Raw genomic sequence first — 18088 nt, 5'->3', positions numbered from 1 at the left:
CCGTTCTGCCGAAATTCAGGGAGTGATCCCGCTAAGGCACTCTCCATAGAGGAATCTGAGTTGAATAAGAACCTTCGCCCCAAACTGATCGATTGTCTGCGGGGTTACGATTCGCGGGCTTTTTTGGCCGACCTGCTAGCAGGCGCTACGGTCGGGTTGGTTGCGTTGCCGCTAGCGATGGCGTTTGCCATTTCGTCGGGCGTGGCCCCCGAAGTCGGTATCTACTGCGCGGTCGTTGCTGGCTTTTTGATCTCGGCGCTCGGTGGTTCTCGCGTGCAAATCGGCGGGCCCACCGGGGCTTTTGTGGTGGTCGTGTTCGGCATCGTCGCCGACCATGGGCTCAACGGGCTGTTCGTCTGTACGATCATGGCCGGGCTGATGCTCGTCGCGCTCGGCATCACCGGACTCGGCGCCGCAGTGCGGTTTATCCCTCGCCCGGTGGTCATCGGCTTCACCAATGGCATCGCCATTCTCATCGCTAGCACGCAGATCAAGGACTTCTTTGGGCTGCAAATCGAAAACGTCCCCGGCGAGTTCCTCGACCGCATGCGGGTGCTGGCCGCCAATTTATCGAGTCTTTCGCTATCGGCCACCTTGGTGGCTAGCGTTGCCTTGCTCGTGGTGGTGCTCTGTCGCAAGTACGTAAAACGCGTCCCCGGGGCAATTGTTGCCATGCTGCTTGGCACCGTGGTTGTATGGCTCCTAGGCATCCCGGTGGAGACCATTGGCTCGCGATTCGGCGGCATCCCCAGCGGACTCCCCACGTTTGCACTACCGGAATTCCATACGTCGATGATTGGCCCGCTGCTGGTGCCCGCGTTTACCGTGGCGATGCTCGGGGCGCTCGAATCGCTACTGTCAGCCGTGGTGGCCGATCGCATGAGCGGCGACAAACACAATCCCAATGTCGAACTTGTCGCCCAAGGCCTGGCGAACATCGCTTCACCGCTGTTCGGCGGATTGCCCGCGACGGGGGCCATCGCCCGCACGGCCACCAATGTACGCTCCGGCGCGCGAACCCCGGTCTCCGGCATGATCCATGCCTTGGTCGTACTTTCGGTGCTGCTGTTCGCCGCCCCGCTGGCTTCGTACATTCCGCTGGCGGTGCTGGCGGCGATCCTGCTGATGGTCGCTTACAACATGGGCGAATGGCACGAGATTCCCAAGCTGCTCAAGATGTCGAAGGCCGACATCAGCGTTTGGCTGGTCACGCTGCTGCTCACCGTGTTCGCCGACCTCACGGTCGCGGTGCAAGTCGGCATGGTGCTGGCTGGCCTGCTGTTCATTCGCAAGGTGTCGATGACCACCACCGTGACCAAGGTCACCGGCGAGTACGTGGAAGATGGTCGCCTGCACAGTTTGCGGGACAAACAGATACCCGACTACGTGACCATTCTGCGGATTCACGGGCCGTTCTTGTTCGGCACCACCGACAAGCTGACCGAGTTGTTCGATCACCTCGAGACCTTTGCTCCGATCGTCGTGCTACGACTGCGGAACATGACCGCCATCGACGCGACCGGTCTGCTGACACTCGAAGATCTAGCCGATAAACTCCATGCGTCGGGACGGCAACTGGTGCTCTGCGGCGCCCGCGAGCAGCCCGCGCTCCGCATACAGCAAGCGCACGTGCTCGCCCACATCGGCCGCGAGAACGTCTGCCCCCATATCCACGCCGCGCTCGAGCGGGCGGACGCGATCCACCACGAGCAGCAGTCACTGACGGTCGAAGTCACCACCTGAGCAAGGCAGTGGTGCCATCAAGGTTGCCAAACGAGCCGACCGTCGCGATACGGCTAGCGTTGCTGCCCGCCCACTGTTTGTTCCACGACACGTACGACGAGCCGTACAGCCACCAGTCGTGCACATGTTCGTCGCTAGTACGATAGGTTTCTACCGCTTCGGTTCGCTCGGAGGCGAATTTCCACCAGCGATACTCGCGTATCACGATCCGGCAACAGCCGCACTGGTCGCATGACATACTGTGAGTTTCGCGATGGTGCGGAGCCGGGACTGCCAGAACAATCATCCCCCAACAATCACCAGCACCACGAGCCACTCAAGCTTGCTCACTTGGTAAGCGGACATCGGTTTAGCCATTGGGGGGGAAAGGAATGTCGGGGCGATTACCGAATAGACCACACAGGCTCGGCTTGAGGCAACGTCACTGATGAGCCCGAAACTCGAATTGCTCATTCATTACTCACCAGCCGCTTCCTGCAATTCAGCGCACTGATCGAGCAACCGGGTAATATGTTCGCGGATGTCGGTTGGCCAGTCACTGATCTTCGCTTGCAGACTGCTGAAGTCGTTGGCGTACAGCGCCCGCGAGGCTTCTTCGAAGTCGGGCAGGTTGCCGGCCATTGCCCACATGAACTTGCCCGCCGCGTCGCGAAGTCGCCGCGCCCGCTCGCGATTGGGCTCTTGCTTGCGAGCTTCGTCCACCAGCTTGCGAAGCGTGGCCGAGATGCCTTTGGGTTGCTGCTCGAGCCAATCCCACTGCCGTGGCAAAAGGGTAACCTCGCGGGCGGTGACTCCCAACTTGGGGCGGCCCGGGCCGACGCGGGGCTTGGCCGCGCCGTGGCGTTCGAGGACTTCGTCGGCGGTGCCGCGGAAGTCGAATTCCACCTGCCGTCCGGTGGTGTCCTCGAATATCAGCAGCGATTCTTCTCCGCTAGTCTCGATGTGCTCCTTGGTCTCGAGCAACATGCTCGACAAATCGCCCGAGGCGACTCGCTGATACCCCTTAAACGAGGTGTACGTGTTCTCTTCATCCGCCATGGTTTACTCCTTCTTACGTTCGATCGCCGAGCTGGTGTGCTGCACCGGCGACGCAATTGTACCCGGGTATAAATGGGCGTCCATATCACCCGGGTAAAATTATCGACTCCTGGCATGGCGGACTTAAACCAAACCCGGGTGGAGAAGACAGGGCAGGGGGAAGTTTCGAGCCATTGTTCCCTTTTCTTGTCGAAAATGGACACTGCATTTGCTATAAAGAGTAGTAAACACATGTATACTTCCCGTCAGTGCAAGAGGAGATACAACGTGGTGATCCTGCAGGAGTTCGACGAGTTACCGCGATCCAAAATCTCACCACAAAGGTCCGCGCTCCGTTGTCCCTGGAGGGGGAGAGGATTTCGAATTGCCCCCACTCACGAGCGGGGTGGGGCGAAACGGCTCGCGAAGGATGGGCGGCTAGGTGAAAAAGCACCTGGAAAACTAGTGGAAGAGCGATTTCTTCGGCCCGGACGCGACGAGAATAAAGCCCCCACGAATCGATTTCCGCACATTGGGGGCAGAATGATATCCCGCTGCCCCCACCCTAAACCTGCTCCTGAGAGGGGAGAGTGACCGAGGTGGAGGGGGAGAGTTTGAGAGTGCCGCTGGCGCATGAAAAAGGGGGCCAGACCACGGATGGCCCAGCCCCCTGGAAGGGTGGTTCGTATGCGACCGCGATTAACCGTCGACGGTCTCGCCGGACAGCCAGGTTTGGCAGGGCGGGGTGGTGTCGCCGAGTACTGCGTGCAGGATGTCCTGGTGAGCATCGGGCACTCCGTCGGGGATTGGCACCGCGGTCATGTCGGCGTAACGTCCCGGCGACAAGGCTCCGACCAGATGGCCCAGCCCCATCGCGTGGGCGGCAGCCAGCGTGCCCATTTCGAGGATGGTTTCGGTCGGCACGCGAGGATGGCGGGCCGCTGCGATTCGCATCTCGTTCAGGATGCTCAGGTCGGGGTTCGACGCCAGGCTATCGGTACCGAGCGCCACGCGGACGCCAAGCTGCAGGGCCACTTCCAGCGGGTAAGGTGCGTGCTGGAAGTAGTTGTGAGTCCGCGGGCAATAGACCATCGACATCGAATCGCGGTGGCGAGCCAGGAAGGCCAGCTCTTTGCGTTCCAGGTAGTTGCCGTGGATCACCAGGGCCTTGTGGGCGCGGGTGAGAATACGCAGGTAGTCCAGCGGCACCGACCCGCGTGGCACGGCCCATGGATCCCACATGCTGCGTTCTTCGAGGATTTCCTGGAATCCGCCAGCACCGGTGGTGAGAAAATCGAGTTCTTCCTGCGATTCGGCCAGGTGGAAAGCGACCGGCACGTTCCATTCGGCGGCCGTGTTCACCAGGTTCCGCAGCAACGGCGGCGACACCGTGTAGGGGGCGTGCGGAGCAACGCCTTCCATGATGACGCCCTCGAGCTCGGGCATGCCTTCGGCTTTGCTTCGCTTGAGCTTCTTGACCATGCCGGAGTGGGCCGATGGTGCCCGGGCCTGGGAGAAACCGATAACTTCGTGGAACCGCACGGAGCGAGGACCGCACTCGTTGGTCGACAGTTCCAACGGGTCGTACGTAGCGATGTCGGCCAGGGTGGTTACACCGTGGCGAATCGACTGGGCTGCACCGTTGCCAACCGCAACCAGCTTCTTTTTCGGAGTGGTTCGCTCGTTGATGACCTGGCGAACCCAGTCGGACATTTTGTTGCCAGCACGGCCGATACGGTGCTTTCGATCCGACAGATCGAGGTGCGTATGGGCATTCACCATACCGGGGAACAGGGCCACATCACCCAAATCGGTGATCGGCACGCCGGCCGGAGGTTTCGCACTGACTTGCACGACCTTGCCTCCCTCGATGTGGACGACACCGTCGAACATCGGGGGAGCAGCGACAGGGAACACAATACGGGCACGGATCGCCGTGGCCGTTCTCTCCATTACAGAATGTCGGATCATCTACTCTACACGCCTTCGAATTGGGGGTTACGCCCCCGACTCCTCGGCGGGCGCAGCAGTTGGCATAGGCGAACTACCGCTATCCTGCAATCCGAGCGTTCCCGCCGACTGGCGGTGGTGATGTCCGAATTGCCAAAGGAGAGCGATCGCCGCCAGGGCCATGAGTACAAGCACCCAAGGGGTAAAACTCAGACCAACGACCGGGGAATCCGTCTGCCGGAACACCCAGTGTGCCCATGGTTGCTTGTCCAGGTCGCTAGCGAAGATCGTTCGCAACAACTGCAACCCGTTGTACCCCATATGAAACGCGATACAAGGCGTAATTTGTTTTGATTTTACAGCAATATACCCCAGCACCAGCCCGAGGAATCCGGCGGAAATCGTTTGCTGCAAAGCAGTTGCGTGCACAACCCCGAAGGAAATGGCCGTGAGAACGACCGCCCAAACTGCTGGTAGCCGATTCCGAAAACCCGACAGAATCACCCCGCGGAAGGCAAATTCCTCGATAATTGCAGGCATAACGGCCATGAGCAGCAGCACCTTGCCCACCGACATCCCGGGGCCGCCCTCGATATTTCCGAGCTTCGCAATAAGGTCCATCAGCTCCGAGGAGACCGGCACAAAGTAGACAATCAACTCCATTAAGGCGGTGCCGAGCGGCACCATCGCGACCGCTAGCAAGCCAGCAATCACGATCGACTTCCACGGAATCGGATTCTTTAGCAGAAAAGTACTACGAAGCGAGCTGGAACTCAGATAAGCGACCACTAAAGTCGGCAGCAGAATACAGAGCAGCTGGCTCAAAAGCAGGATTTTTTCAAACCCACCGGGGGCCTGAAGATCGATCGCGACGCTTTGCGAAAGGAACTGAGCCATGAGTATCAAGCTAATCAAGGCCACCGCTGCCCCCAACTTGGGGGTCTCAGGACGATGACGATAGGAGTACCGCACCCAGGTGATGAGGTCGAAGTTCTCCGCATCGCGGAACAGCACCGACTCTTGATTGAACTGATCGATCGCCCAGCGGATGGCCAATGCACAGCAACCGAAAGTCACCACCAACACCGGCAGCACGTAGGTGGCAGCCAGCAGCAGCTTGCCTTCCATCGCAGCTTGCATCAGCAGCACCATTCCGCTGATCGGCACCATGCTGGTCGCCAGGGTGAGTTCCACGCCCGGCATCATCGGCAGCAACATCAATGGCATGCAAACCAGGAACAGCGGCATCAGATAATACTGGCCCTCTTTGGTGCTTCCCGCGAGCGAAGCCAAAGCCAGGCTGGCCGCGCTAAACACGACCGACATGGGAACCAAAGCGACCAACAACCAACCAATACTCACCAGCGAAGGAGCAGCAAGCGGCATCTCGCCGGCTGGAGCAATTTGATTGAGCTGATTAATGATAATCTGACTGGTGAATGCCATGCTCGCCAGGTTGCAGAGCGCGCTACCGATACTAAAGGTAATGACCGTGAGCAACTTGCCGCCGACGATCTCGTTGCGAGCCGCGGGGCTCGTGAGCAGGGTTTCGAGGGTGCCGCGTTCCTTTTCGCCGGCGCACAAGTCGACCGCGGGATAGAACGCCCCGGTCAAAGCGCAGATGAACACAATAAACGGCAGCAACTTCGCCCAGAACGACGCTTGCTGCGTCGCCTCGGGGGCCACGTTTTCGGCCTTCACTTCGAACGGCCGGGTCACATCGAGCGGCAAGCGACCTGCCGCGAGATTGCTCTGCACAATCTTGCCTTGCCAGCGGGCGAGCAGCATCTGCACGCGGCCGCGAGCCACCTGCGAGGCATCTTCGGTGTTGTAGTACAGCTTAGGATTCGGTGGATCGCCAACGCTCGACAACGTGGCGGTTGGGTCGGCCTTTTCCGTCGCTTCGCGAAGCTGGTCGAGCCGGGCGGCAAAACCATCGGGGAAGTGGACCACCAAGTCGGTGGATCCCGATTCGAGCAACTGCCGGGCATCGGCCAGCGCGTTCTCCGAGTTATTCAGCGGGTGCACCTTGATGCGATCGGCTTCTTTCGGGTTGTCGAACAACTCGGTCGCAAACTTGCCCTCCGACACCAACGCAGGGTACTCGCTGCGGTCGGCCAGCTGTTCGTACCCCACCACGGTGACCGTAGCATCGTGCTGACGCACGAACTGACTCATCCGACTGAACGTGACGCCGATCATCGGATAAATCATCAGCGGCAGCACACAGATGACAAACAACGTGCGGCGGTCGCGGAGTTGGTCGCGGATCTCCCGCTGCCAGACGAGTTTTACATTGTCCCAATTCAACGGAGGGCCTCCATGGCAGCCGAATCGCCTTGCGCCTGCTCAGCCTGGCGTTGTTCCTCTTTACTAATGAGGTCGAGAAACACTTCTTCGATGTCGTCGTGGCCATGCTCGCGATGTAAATCCTGCAAAGACCCCTCGGCGAGGATCCGCCCATGATGCAAGATCACGATGCGTGTGCACAGACGCTCGACTTCGCGCATGATGTGCGACGAGAAGATGATGCATTTCCCTTGGTCGCGGAGGTCGCGAACCGTATCGAGCAGCGAGCGGGCGACGAGTACGTCGAGCCCATTGGTTGCTTCGTCGAAGATCAGCACCGGTGGTTCGTGCACCATCGCGCGGGCGATCGCGACCTTTTGCTTCATGCCGGTCGACATTTTGCCGCCGAGCACGTCGCGTATTTCGTTCATTTTCAGCCGATCGAACAAGCGGTGCATTCGCTCGGCGAGCAGTTCAGGATCCAGGTGATGCAGCTTGCCAAAGTACTCGACCATTTCCCAGGCGGTCATGCGATCGTACATGGCCGCGTTGGCCGAGATGTAGCCGATTTGATGGCGGACCAACTCGGGCTGGGTTTCGCAATCAAACCCATTGATGCGGGCGGTTCCACTAGTGGGTTTGATAAGTGTCGCCAGAATCCGAAGGGCGGTTGTCTTGCCGGCTCCGTTAGGGCCAAGCAAACCAAACACCTCGCCGGGTTCGGCCGAGAAACTCAGACGATCGAGCGCGACGCGTGGCCCAAGCTTCAGGTCTTCATATACCTTGGATAGGCCGATGACTTCGATCATTCGTCGAGATGGCAATACGAGGAGGGCGAACTAAACAGGCAACTTTGCAGTACGTTGACTAAGTGAACTTAGCTTACGATTGGCAAGCTGTTGGTGTCGGTTTTATCGGTTGCAATGATTGACTCGATTTCCTTGTCGATCAGCTGGTAAAACACGTTTCGCTGCCGCGGCTGGTAGCCAAGCTCGGTGATCGCCGAGCGGATGTCGTCGAGCGTGAGGAAGTGCACGGTGCCTGCCTGGGCAACCACGTTTTCCTCGATCATCAGGCTGCCCATGTCGTTCGCACCGTGCAGCATGGCGAGCTGACCGATCTTGAGGCCTTGAGTAACCCAGCTCGCTTGAATATTGGTGAAATTATCAAGATACAACCGGCTGACTGCAGTCGTCCGCAGGTAGTCGAAAGGACCCACGGTCGGAATATGAGACATATCAGTATTGTCAGGCTGGAAAGTCCAGCAGATGTAAGCGGTGAACCCTTGGGTTTCGTCCTGCACCTGACGCAGGCGTTCCAGGTGCTCCACTCGCTCGGCCAGCGTTTCGACGTGACCAAACATCATGGTCGCCGAGCTACGACCGCCGAGTTGATGCCAGACGCGCATCACGTTCAGCCAATCGTCGGTCAGCACCTTGCCGCGGGTGATTTCCTTGCGAACACGGTCGACCAGGATCTCGGCCCCGCCGCCTGGCATGCTGCCGAGCCCGGCGTCGCGGAGACGTGTGAGCACGGTCTCAAGCGGCAGCTTCGACATTTTGGTGAAGTGATAAATCTCCGGAGGGCTGAAGCCATGGATGTTCACCTGAGGAAACTGCGACTTGATCGCCCGCAGCATATCCTCGTACCACTCCAGTTTGAACTCGTGATGCAAACCACCTTGCAACAGGATTTGGTCGCCGCCGATCTCGACGGTCTCTTTCACCTTGTCCAGGATCTCTTCGATCGGCAACACGTATCCCTCATCCGACTTCGGGCCGCGATAGAATGCGCAGAAGTCGCAGACCGCGGTGCAGATGTTCGTGTAGTTGATGTTGCGGTCGATGTTGTAGGTACGGTACGACTCGGGATGCAGCCGGCGGGTCACCGCGTCGGCCGCGCGACCCAACGCAGCGAGGTCGTTGCACTGCATCAATTGCAGACCTTCTTCGTAAGTCAGTCGCTCGCCGGCAACTGCCTTCTCCATGAGGTCGTAATCCGATGGGCTCGCCGAGTTATCAGTGGGTTGTGCAATCATCATATTCGCTATGGTAACGGAAACGATGGGGTGGAACCGGTTCGTCGATCAACTTCAACTCGACACACCGCCGGGCGTACTGCTCGATGCCTTGTTGCTCGGCAGGTCCCATGCGAAAGTGCAAGTTCTCCGACAGGTAATGGTACGCTAATTCTCGCTCGATGCCGAGCTTGGTGGATTCGCGGGTGGCAATCGTGTCGACGGCCGCCAGGCCCTGGTCGCGAACTTGCTCGAGCACCGTGGCCAAACGCCCCACATCATAAGGCATCTCAGGACCGGCGACCCAGGCGGCAAATACGAATGGCAGCCCAGTCTGCTGGCACCACTGCTCGCCAAGGTCCCAGACCGCGTGAAATTCCTGTGATGGGGGATACATCGCTCGATCGCCGATCAGCAGCACTGCGTCGGCCGAGGAGTCCTCCAGGCGGTCGCCGATCGGAAGCGGCTGAAGCTGCGGACGTACTCCGGCGTGTTGGTAAAGCAGCACCTGGGCCAAGGCCGCGCTCGTCCGCGATCCCTCATCGAGGGCCAGAGTTTTGACCTGCTCGGGAGCGGTACGGAAGTAGACTTTCACGCTCAGCACCGGGCCGCGACAGCCGACACAAGCGTTCGACACCAGGCGGAACTTCGGTTGCCGCAGGTACTCGACAATCGGCACCAACGCGACGTGAATCGTGCCAGCCTTGAGCTGGTCGGCCAAGCGGCTCGGCAGGTCGTAGATGACATCGGCCGTGGGGAGGGCTTCGGACAGTCCATGAACCAACGGCTTGGAGTTCAGGTACTTGACCGCTCCAATCCGTAGTACCGTTTCGCTGTCCGTTGGCGTACTCATGCAAGAAGTATAGCGGGCTGGGGCAGAATCGTCAGTGCCGGTAGCTCGATAGCCTACGCTATTCCAGCTCGAGTTTGCGGAAAGCCCGAAGTCCCATCGCAAGGGGAACCACGGTCGCAACGCCAGCAATCACCACCGCAGCACCGGTTCCCCACAACAGCCAATGACGCCATTGGTCGGGGTGCAGGAAGGTCTCGCCAAACTTGCCCCGTCCGGCAATCAGGTAGAAATGGCAGGGCAGGGCGGTGCAAACCACGATCAGGATGATATACACCGCACTTAACACCAGGTTCAATGTACCGCCGAAACCAGCGGCGATTTTCGATGGAGACGACTCGTGGAAGTCGGGCATGATGGCCCCCAACCCCACGGCAATCGCCGCCAGTCCTAAACAAAGAAGTAAGCAGGTGAATTGGTGGACACCCACGACGAGGGCCTCGATTTGAAGCATCAAGTCACTCGCCAGAATCAGCAAACCACAAGGCAACCAAGAACCGAGACTGGCGAACACAAACTTGCTCCACAAGATCGTTTCGCGCGGCAACGGCAGCAATCCCAACACCCAGAAGCGTTGCCCCTCGAGGCTGATCATGGGAAAGATAAACCGCGTGGTGAAGGTCGACAGAATCAGCCCCACGACCGCCAGGTTCAGGAAGCTGACCATATTCACCCACGAAATGTAACTGATATCGTTGCCTTGCGACCGGAAGCGGTCGAGATTCAGAAAGTACAACCCCAGCAGGCCAAAGAAGATCAAGAACTGCGACCACTGCAATGGATCGCGCCGCAGCAGACGCCAGTCTTTGATCAACAGCAATCGCACCGGTTGCGGAAACCAGATGAGCAATGCATTGAGAATCTGATCGGTCAGAGCAACGCGGATTTGCCGTTTTTGCTTGGGAGTGCATTCAATGGTGCTGTACGCACTGCGAAGCCAGGCCTTACCCGCTTTGATCACCAGCAGATGACACACCATGGCATTCATGATGAGCACCGACAGATACAAACAGCTCTGCACGATCGGCAGATCGAAACCAGTGGTCTCGGCCGTGATTGGTTGCCGACGCCCCGCTTCGAGCAAACCATTGCTCAACCACGAACTGGGGAGCCACTCGAGCTGGGTAAAACGAAACCGATGCAGGGTCTGCTGAAACCACTCGTTGCCAAAAAGCTGAATCTGAGGAGCGTTAACCGTGGTCCAAACCGCCCGGGCGGCCAGCAGCACGCTGGCCATCGCAACGCTGGCGACGATGGCCACCTTGAGTTTAGGAAACTTGCTCACCAGCAGCAGGCAGCAAATCGCCCCCACGCTGCAGGGGATGTACACAAACGACACCATCATCGGAACCATCAACGCGTAGTAGTACCAAGGTACATGCATGACGATTCCGTAGGCCAGCATCATCGGGCTGGCCAGCAAGATGAAACCCCAACAACTGTAGGTAAGCGCTTCTTGAAACTTATGCAACGTTATCCGCTCGTCGCGGGCTGGCATCGTGAGCAGCAGCTTGGTCTCCGGTGAGCGGAACAGCATGCCATACAAGATGATGCCCGACGAAAACACGAGCATCACATTCAGCGAAGCGAAGAACAGGTGAAACACCAATTTGAATGTCTGCGCGTGATACGGGTCGCCCGCCCCGCCGACATTGTCGCGAACAAATACAAATGCTTCGTAGAACAGGACGAACAAACCGCTCCAAAACAGAATGCTCAAGGCAACCACCAGCGAGCTGCGCAGGCGGGCGGAGCGGTAAAGTTTGAGCATCGTGGAGCGAAACATCCGAATCCGCATACGCCAGAACAGCTGCGCTTCGCGTTCGTCGGAGACGGTATGATTGGGGAGCATCAGGGCCGGATCACCGGTGTCCATCAGATATTCTCCCCTGGCTCAGCGGCCGCGTCCGTCGACTTTCCGAATGGTTGGTCGTCGGTGCTGTTCATCAAATGCAAGTAGAGCGATTCCAGCGATTTCTGCTCGCTTGGCACCTGGTCGCGAAGTTCGTCGACGGTACCAGTGAACAACAGTTTGCTTTGCCGCATCACACCGATGCGGTCGGCAATTTCCTCCGCGGCTGCAAGGGTGTGGGTCGACATGAACACGCAGAGTCCTTGCGAAACTTCGGTGCGAAGCAGGTCTTTCACTAACCGGATGCTTTGCGGGTCGAGTCCTACGAGCGGTTCGTCGATCACCAGCACGCTGGGATTATGAAGCATGGCTGCGGCAAAAACGGTCCGCTGCTTCATGCCATGCGAATAGCTCTCGCATAAGTCGTCGACAAAACTGGCGAGGCCAAATCGCTCGATCTCGCGTTCGATCAACGTCCGCGATTGCTTAGCATCGTAGCCGTACATGCCGGCGATGAAATCCAGGAACTCTCGACCCGACAGCTTGTCGTACAAGTAAGGCTGATCGGGAACGTAACCGAGCAAACTCACTGCGTCACGAGTGTCTTTCACCAAGTCGTACCCGCCGACGGTCACGGTGCCGGTTTGCGGACGCAGCAGGCCAACCAGCATTTTGATCGTGGTGGTCTTGCCGGCACCGTTATGGCCGAGCAGCGCAAACAGCTCTCCTGTTTGCAGATCGAGATTCAGGTCGTCGACCGCTCGCTTTGTTCCGTAGTCACGCCCGACGGCTTGGAATGTTACAATAGAGGCCATCAAGCGATTTCAACGAAGCAGTAAATTCAGGAAGGTCAACGAGATCTCTGCCGTGTGGCAATCGCATCGCTATTACCACCAAAACCCCATTGATAGCCTATTCTCGCATTTCGGGCGAGGGGAGTGGCTCGGGAGTGCTCAGCGTGGCGTACTGATCGAGTTCGAGCAGTTGTTCCGCTTTACGCTTGGCACGCTCGGGCGACTGGCGTTCGAAACGCAGCATGACGTCCATCAGTACGATCTCTTCCCGAACGACCGATCCCTCCATATTGACCCAGACGGTCGAGCGACGGCGATCATCGGCAGAGACGCCAGTGGAGTCGAGCGATCGATATTCGATGCGCCGGGTGGGAATAACTTCTTCGTCGACCAGAATGGACTCCTCGCCGGTGACCTCGGCTTCGATCATCTCAATCGCGCCTTGGGGACCGCCGAAGGGGTTATAGATCTCTTTTTGCCAGCGGCGACCTGGATAAACCGACAATAGCTTGTCGTCGGGGGTCAATTTGCTGCCGAGCATGGCATGCTCCGGCCAGGGGTAATTCATCCGGTGGACCACTTCGCCGTATTGCAGACGCAGGCGGATGAAGCCTTCTTCGATCACGCCCCGCATGAGAATGGCCGAGGGGAGGTCGTTCAGCTCTACACTTACGTCGAATTGGGAAAGGTTGCCGAGGGAATCGAGCGTGGTTCGCGACCGCATATCGAGCTGCAGGGGACCAATGTTGTCGATCACCGTAGCCATCCAGCGGGGAGCCATTCGCGACAGCGGAACCTGCTCGAGCTTGACGCGGCTATGTAGTTCGGTGGTGCCTTCGGCTCCTGGAACCGCCTGGCTGACCGCCCATCCGATGTGTTGTTGGCCAACGCAAACCTTCCAGCAAACGGGTTCCCCCGACTTAATTGCCGTTTTCGGCGGCTCTCCATGCAGAAATGGGGGCAAAATCTTCGACCCCACGAGCCAAGTCATGCTCGATCCCCACAGGAGGAGCACCACTCCGATGTACACTTTGTTTCCCAATTTCGGTCTCCTAATTGTAGAGCTAGGAGTGCGATCAATCGCCTGACGGATACAAGTCTAATCGATTCGACCGTGGGCGACGAGAACGATGCAGCGAAACTTCACAAACTTACTGACGGATCACGCAAGCTTAGTTCACAAATCATGAAACCCCGAACCATTTGCCAAGCGTCGCGTCTATTACTACAGTTTCAGATTAATGGGGATGCACCCATCCGCAGGGGGGGGTAACACCCTTTTTTCTGAATCCCCGAAGATTTATGGAAATCCATAAGTTCTTCGAACACAATAGGTTACTTCACACAATAGGTCCGTTTCTGGGCTTTGTGGAGAGCCTCGACCGTTTGCAATTCAAGACTAGCAACGCTAACTTGGACGTCTCAGGTTCACGTAAGGCGACGTAACTTAATAACCTCCAGGAGCCATGCCATGCCCAACAGCACGTACTTCGTACAGGAGTGCTCAACTTGCGGGAGAAAACTGCAAGTCAGAATCGAGTACCTTGGAAAGAATGTTGTTTGTCAGCATTGCGGGGCTAAGTTCGCGGCCGTAGATCATTCGACGGGTGATCTGCACGACGACACGAGCATGTCGGTACTTCAACGTGCCGACGAGTTGATTCGCCAAAGCGGCATCTGCCTAGCGCGTGCCGCCGAGAATCAAACGATTGGTTGAAGGCCAATCTGAGCCCAACATCATTACAAAAAGCGACTAGCTACGGCTGGTCGCTTTTTTCATGTCGTCGAAGAACTCTGGATACGTTTTCGACGTGCAGCCGGGATCAAGAATCTCGATCCCAGGTTGTTTGAGACCGACCAGCGACAAACTCATCGCCATCCGGTGATCATCATAGGTCTCCACACTGGCGGGGCGTAGCGGGCCGGGCGTGATGCGGAGTCCATCTTCCAGTTCGTCGACTTCGGCTCCCAGCTTGCGAAGCTCCGTGGCTAGAGCGCCGATGCGATCGGTTTCCTTGTGCCGATTGTGGGCAACACCAGTGATCTCGGTGGGGCCTTCGGCAAACAAGGCGACTGCAGCGATGGTCTGCACCATATCACTCACGGCATTCATATTGGCCGAGATACCTTTTAGCTTGCCACCGGTCACGGTGATTCGGTCGGAGTGCCGATCGACCTGGCAGCCCATCTGTTCGAGCAAGTCGACAATGGCAACATCGCCTTGCAAGCTTTCGGTGGAGAGTCCGGCCACAGTGACCGATCCGCCGACAATCGCTGCGGCGGCCCAGAAGTAACTAGCAGCCGATGCGTCGGGCTCGATGGCATAATCGCATGCTTGATAGATCTGCCCACCAGGCGAGGTGAACTGCGATAGATCTTCCCGCGCAGTGAGTTCGACACCAAACGAACGCATCACTTCCAAAGTCATCTGCACGTAGGGTTGCGAGACGAGCTCGCCTTGAATCGCTAGTTCCACGGGGCCAGCGGCCGAGGGAATGGCCATCAACAAACCGCTGAGATACTGGCTCGAAATATTGCCGCGGACCGACGCGGAACCTCCCGGTAGACCGGTTGCCTTTACCAACACCGGGGGGCAACCGCCGGGCGACTCGCAACTGGCTTCGACTCTAAGCTGGGCGAGGGCGTTCACCAGGTCGCCGATCGGGCGCTCGCGCATCCGAGGAACTCCATCCAGGCGATAGGTTCCCTGACCGAGCGACACCATGGCGGTAAGAAACCGAATGGTGGTTCCGCTGTTGCCGATAAACAGCTCCGCTTCTGCGGCGGGAATCTTGCCGCCGCTTCCATCGACCCGCAGGGTGGTGCCGTTGTCGGAAAGGGCAACGGAAATACCTAACCGCCCAAGTGATTCGATCATCACCTGGGTGTCGTCACTCACCAGTGCACCGGTCAGGGTCGAAGCACCTTTAGCAAGCGCAGCACAGACCAAGGCTCGGTTGGTGATACTCTTGGAACCAGGAGGACGAACTTCGGCCTGTAGCGGGCCGACCGCGGGGGCGATGGTGATGGAATCGGACATGGATTAACTATAGTCTACTCCGAAGAGTTCTGGGCAATCTTCCAAAGGTAGTCGTGGCTACGAACAAACAAAGCCCCATCGACAACGGCCGGCGAGCCCGAAACTTGTTCGTCTGCGCCGAGCGAACATTTCGCGAGCACTTTCTCGTTGTCCAGGTCGAAAATAATGGCCTCGCCGGTGTCGGTCATCGCATACAATCGGTTGCCGGCAACCACGGGAGTCGCCCAGTATCGACCACCGAGGCGTTTTTTCCAATCGGTCGAGCCATCTTCGAGCGATGCACTCGTCAGTACTCCGGCACTGTTAACCACCAGCAGTGCGTCGCTGGTAACAATGGGGCTGGGATTGCCGCATTTTAGGTTATCTTCCGTCCAGAGGATGCGGTCGCCAGGCTGATCGACTTTGGTCGCCACGGCTGCGATGCCGCGATTCGTGGGAACATACAGCACTCCGTCGCGTCCCGAGGCGGAAGGAATCGCGCCGCACGAAATCTTCACGTCCCACAACATCGCCCCATTATCAGCACGGTAGGCGGCAAGATTGCGGCCGCACTGCAGCACGACGGCGGGCACTTTGCCCTCGCCGGGGGTTTCGATTTCCAGTGCGACTGGCGAAGCCCAGTTCGGAGATGGGGGACGCTCGAGGCTCCATTTTTCTTCGCCGGTCAGGCGGTCGTAGGCCGCCACAAACGAGTTCGCCTGACACTCACACTGCACCACCACGACATCGCCCGTAACTACCGGCGACGAAGCCATGCCGACATCGTTGCCGACTCCAGGGTGATCGAGCGTTAGTCCACGGAACCAGAGCATGTTTCCTTCGAGATCGAAACACGCCAAATCGTTAGACGAGTAAAACGCATACAGCCGCTCGCCATCGGTCGCGGGAGTCGGCGCCGCGTTGGCCGACGATGGATGGCAATGGTTGCGCCCGGTCGACCAAAATTGGCGATGCCACAACAGGGTGCCGGTTTGCTCATCAATCGCTGCTACATGCAGTCGGTTACGTTCTTTGCCACTCGAAGCGGTGACGAGTACTTTACCGTTAGCAACCACGGGACCGCTGACCCCGCGTCCTGGCAGTTTGCAACGCCAGGCGATGTTCTCTCCCGACTCGGTATCGAAACTATCGGGCAAAGTCGTACTGTCGCTGGCGGTACTGCTGCCTTGCGGGCCACGAAACCCACTCCATTCGGCAGCCGAAGCCATCGAGGCACACATCCAGGCAATCAAGAAGATTCTTAGGCTCATAGTGGATCTACCTTATTGCTTAATCGGGGTGAAGTCGATGGCGCCGCCCAGTTGGTCGGTCAGGCGAAGTTGAAACTCCCACACTTGCGCCCAGGCGTCGGTTTGTTCGTTTTGGCAAACTTTGATCAACAGCTTGTTCACGCCCGCTTGGAGCGTGACATCCACGATGTACTGATCGATGGCAGTGCCGCCGTGGTAGACTTCGTTCGAAGCAACCAGTTGACCGTTCACCCACAGCTTGGTGGCATTCGGGCTGATGTAACGCACTTGAATCGGAGTCATTTCGGCAACTTCGATTTCGGTATAAGCGTAAGCAGCCGCCCCCTTTTCGGGGCCGATCAGATCGTTGAGATCGACTTTGCCCATGCTGTCGTCGGTAGAGATCGACTCGCTTTGCCATTGGGCGGTCTCTTCTTTGCCCTCGTAACTCGCGGCGAAATCAATCGTCTGCTCGGGAGGATAAACCACAGCGAATCCCCCCTGAGAACTGTTGTCGAATACCCCGCAGAGTCGCCACGACTTGATGTAGCCTAGATGCGCAGCCAGATCAATTTCTTCGCCGAACTCCTCCAGGGAGGTGATGCATTGCTCGATCTGTTCGAGGTCGCGAGCTGAACCGAGTATTCTGTGAAGCTGCTGTTGTTTCGCCTCGCCTTCGGCGGCATCGGCGAGTTCCAGATTGGCGGCTACTGAGTCGTAGCGAATCTCCAGGCTGGGGTCTTCCATCATGTTCACGAGCAACTCTTGAGCTTTGGGTGGGTCGATCTGCTCCAGCAACTCGTAAGCTGTCCGACGCCCACGCGGCGCGGCCTGCGTGTCTGCGAGCAAGTCGACCAGGGCAGCCTTCGGTAGTTCGGATTTGGATGCCAAGGCTCGTTCGAACACCGCATCGACCGCAGTTCGCAACCAGTTTTCGACTGCTGGATTTGCGCTACCCATGCCGCGAAGCATGGTGGGAATCTCATCCACTTCGGCATCGGCCAGAGTTTTCCAGGCGGCGCGTATCTCGTCGCTCGTAGCGGTGGTCGGCGAAGCGGTTCGTACAATCTCAATCGCGTCGGTCACCTCGGTGGCATGCACCGGAGCGAGCAACGCGGCAAAGATCAAAACCAGATATCCGGTGATGCGCATAGCCATGGGCTCCTGGGAGGATTGTCCAGCAGTGGGATTTTGCGTGATGATAGGCAACGAGCCACGTTCGGTCGGAAAACTTTCCCATCAATCGTGGCTCGGGGGTATTGGTTGCGGGGACCTAGTACGTCTTTCCTGAAATCCATTCCGCTGCT

Annotated in this window: 15 protein-coding genes; 2 read left to right on the top strand and 13 right to left on the bottom strand. The window is 58.2% G+C overall.

Features of this window, described 5'->3' with window-relative positions; genetic code table 11:
• Window positions 1-60: 60 nt before the first annotated feature.
• The gene (locus Pan181_RS12860; RefSeq protein WP_145247217.1) at window positions 61-1743 is read left to right on the top strand and encodes a SulP family inorganic anion transporter; all 1683 of its coding nucleotides are present in this window, start codon (window positions 61-63) and stop codon (window positions 1741-1743) included.
• Here Pan181_RS12860 and Pan181_RS12855 read toward each other — a convergent pair.
• The 10 genes from Pan181_RS12855 to Pan181_RS12810 form a co-directional block, all read right to left on the bottom strand.
• A complete protein-coding gene (locus tag Pan181_RS12855) occupies window positions 1733-1981 on the bottom strand; it encodes a hypothetical protein (RefSeq protein WP_145247216.1) in 249 nt (82 codons plus the stop codon). The genes Pan181_RS12860 and Pan181_RS12855 overlap by 11 nt on opposite strands.
• A 218-nt stretch (window positions 1982-2199) precedes the next feature.
• On the bottom strand, window positions 2200-2781 hold the full coding sequence (locus Pan181_RS12850) for a DUF2239 family protein (protein WP_145247215.1): 582 nt from the start codon (window positions 2779-2781) through the stop codon (window positions 2200-2202).
• 678 nt (window positions 2782-3459) lie between these two features.
• The gene (locus Pan181_RS12845; protein WP_145247214.1) at window positions 3460-4731 is read right to left on the bottom strand and encodes an amidohydrolase family protein; all 1272 of its coding nucleotides are present in this window, start codon (window positions 4729-4731) and stop codon (window positions 3460-3462) included.
• 27 nt (window positions 4732-4758) lie between these two features.
• Window positions 4759-7020 carry an ABC transporter permease subunit/CPBP intramembrane protease gene (locus tag Pan181_RS12840; protein ID WP_145247213.1) on the bottom strand — a complete coding sequence of 754 codons (2262 nt, stop codon included), beginning with the start codon at window positions 7018-7020 and terminating at the stop codon, window positions 4759-4761.
• On the bottom strand, window positions 7017-7823 hold the full coding sequence (locus Pan181_RS12835) for an ABC transporter ATP-binding protein (RefSeq protein ID WP_315861142.1): 807 nt from the start codon (window positions 7821-7823) through the stop codon (window positions 7017-7019). The genes Pan181_RS12840 and Pan181_RS12835 overlap by 4 nt, the downstream gene beginning before the upstream one ends.
• 53 nt (window positions 7824-7876) lie before the next feature.
• Window positions 7877-9037, bottom strand: coding sequence for a cyclic dehypoxanthinyl futalosine synthase (gene mqnC, locus Pan181_RS12830; protein WP_145252191.1), 1161 nt, complete (start codon window positions 9035-9037; stop codon window positions 7877-7879).
• The gene (locus Pan181_RS12825) at window positions 9018-9869 is read right to left on the bottom strand and encodes a menaquinone biosynthetic enzyme MqnA/MqnD family protein (protein ID WP_145247211.1); all 852 of its coding nucleotides are present in this window, start codon (window positions 9867-9869) and stop codon (window positions 9018-9020) included. Before Pan181_RS12825 ends, mqnC begins: the two co-directional genes overlap by 20 nt.
• Window positions 9870-9927: 58 nt before the next feature.
• Window positions 9928-11742 carry a putative ABC transporter permease subunit gene (locus Pan181_RS12820; RefSeq protein WP_145247210.1) on the bottom strand — a complete coding sequence of 605 codons (1815 nt, stop codon included), beginning with the start codon at window positions 11740-11742 and terminating at the stop codon, window positions 9928-9930.
• Window positions 11742-12533, bottom strand: coding sequence for an ABC transporter ATP-binding protein (locus Pan181_RS12815; protein WP_145247209.1), 792 nt, complete (start codon window positions 12531-12533; stop codon window positions 11742-11744). The genes Pan181_RS12820 and Pan181_RS12815 overlap by 1 nt, the downstream gene beginning before the upstream one ends.
• Before the next feature lie 97 nt (window positions 12534-12630).
• On the bottom strand, window positions 12631-13554 hold the full coding sequence (locus Pan181_RS12810) for a hypothetical protein (protein WP_145247208.1): 924 nt from the start codon (window positions 13552-13554) through the stop codon (window positions 12631-12633).
• 429 nt (window positions 13555-13983) lie between these two features.
• On the opposite strand from Pan181_RS12810, the gene Pan181_RS12805 reads away from it, so the two are divergent.
• Window positions 13984-14229: a response regulator gene (locus Pan181_RS12805; RefSeq protein ID WP_145247207.1), complete on the top strand. Its 246-nt coding sequence runs from the start codon at window positions 13984-13986 to the stop codon at window positions 14227-14229.
• Between the two features lie 36 nt (window positions 14230-14265).
• Here the strand turns inward: Pan181_RS12805 and aroA are convergent, their stop codons facing one another.
• Genes aroA through Pan181_RS12790 form a run of 3 tightly spaced genes read right to left on the bottom strand, consistent with a single transcriptional unit; the run spans window position 14266 to window position 17939 of the window.
• Complete coding sequence (aroA, locus tag Pan181_RS12800; RefSeq protein WP_145247206.1) at window positions 14266-15552, bottom strand: 3-phosphoshikimate 1-carboxyvinyltransferase; 1287 nt, start codon at window positions 15550-15552, stop codon at window positions 14266-14268.
• Between the two features lie 14 nt (window positions 15553-15566).
• Entirely contained in the window at window positions 15567-16802 is a 1236-nt protein-coding gene (locus Pan181_RS12795; RefSeq protein WP_145247205.1) for an outer membrane protein assembly factor BamB family protein, read from the bottom strand.
• A 12-nt stretch (window positions 16803-16814) separates the two neighbouring features.
• Entirely contained in the window at window positions 16815-17939 is a 1125-nt protein-coding gene (locus Pan181_RS12790) for a HEAT repeat domain-containing protein (protein WP_145247204.1), read from the bottom strand.
• Window positions 17940-18088: the final 149 nt, after the last annotated feature.

This window comes from Aeoliella mucimassa (assembly GCF_007748035.1).
Classification (GTDB): domain Bacteria; phylum Planctomycetota; class Planctomycetia; order Pirellulales; family Lacipirellulaceae; genus Aeoliella; species Aeoliella mucimassa.
This window is presented reverse-complemented; position numbering and strand designations above follow the sequence as displayed.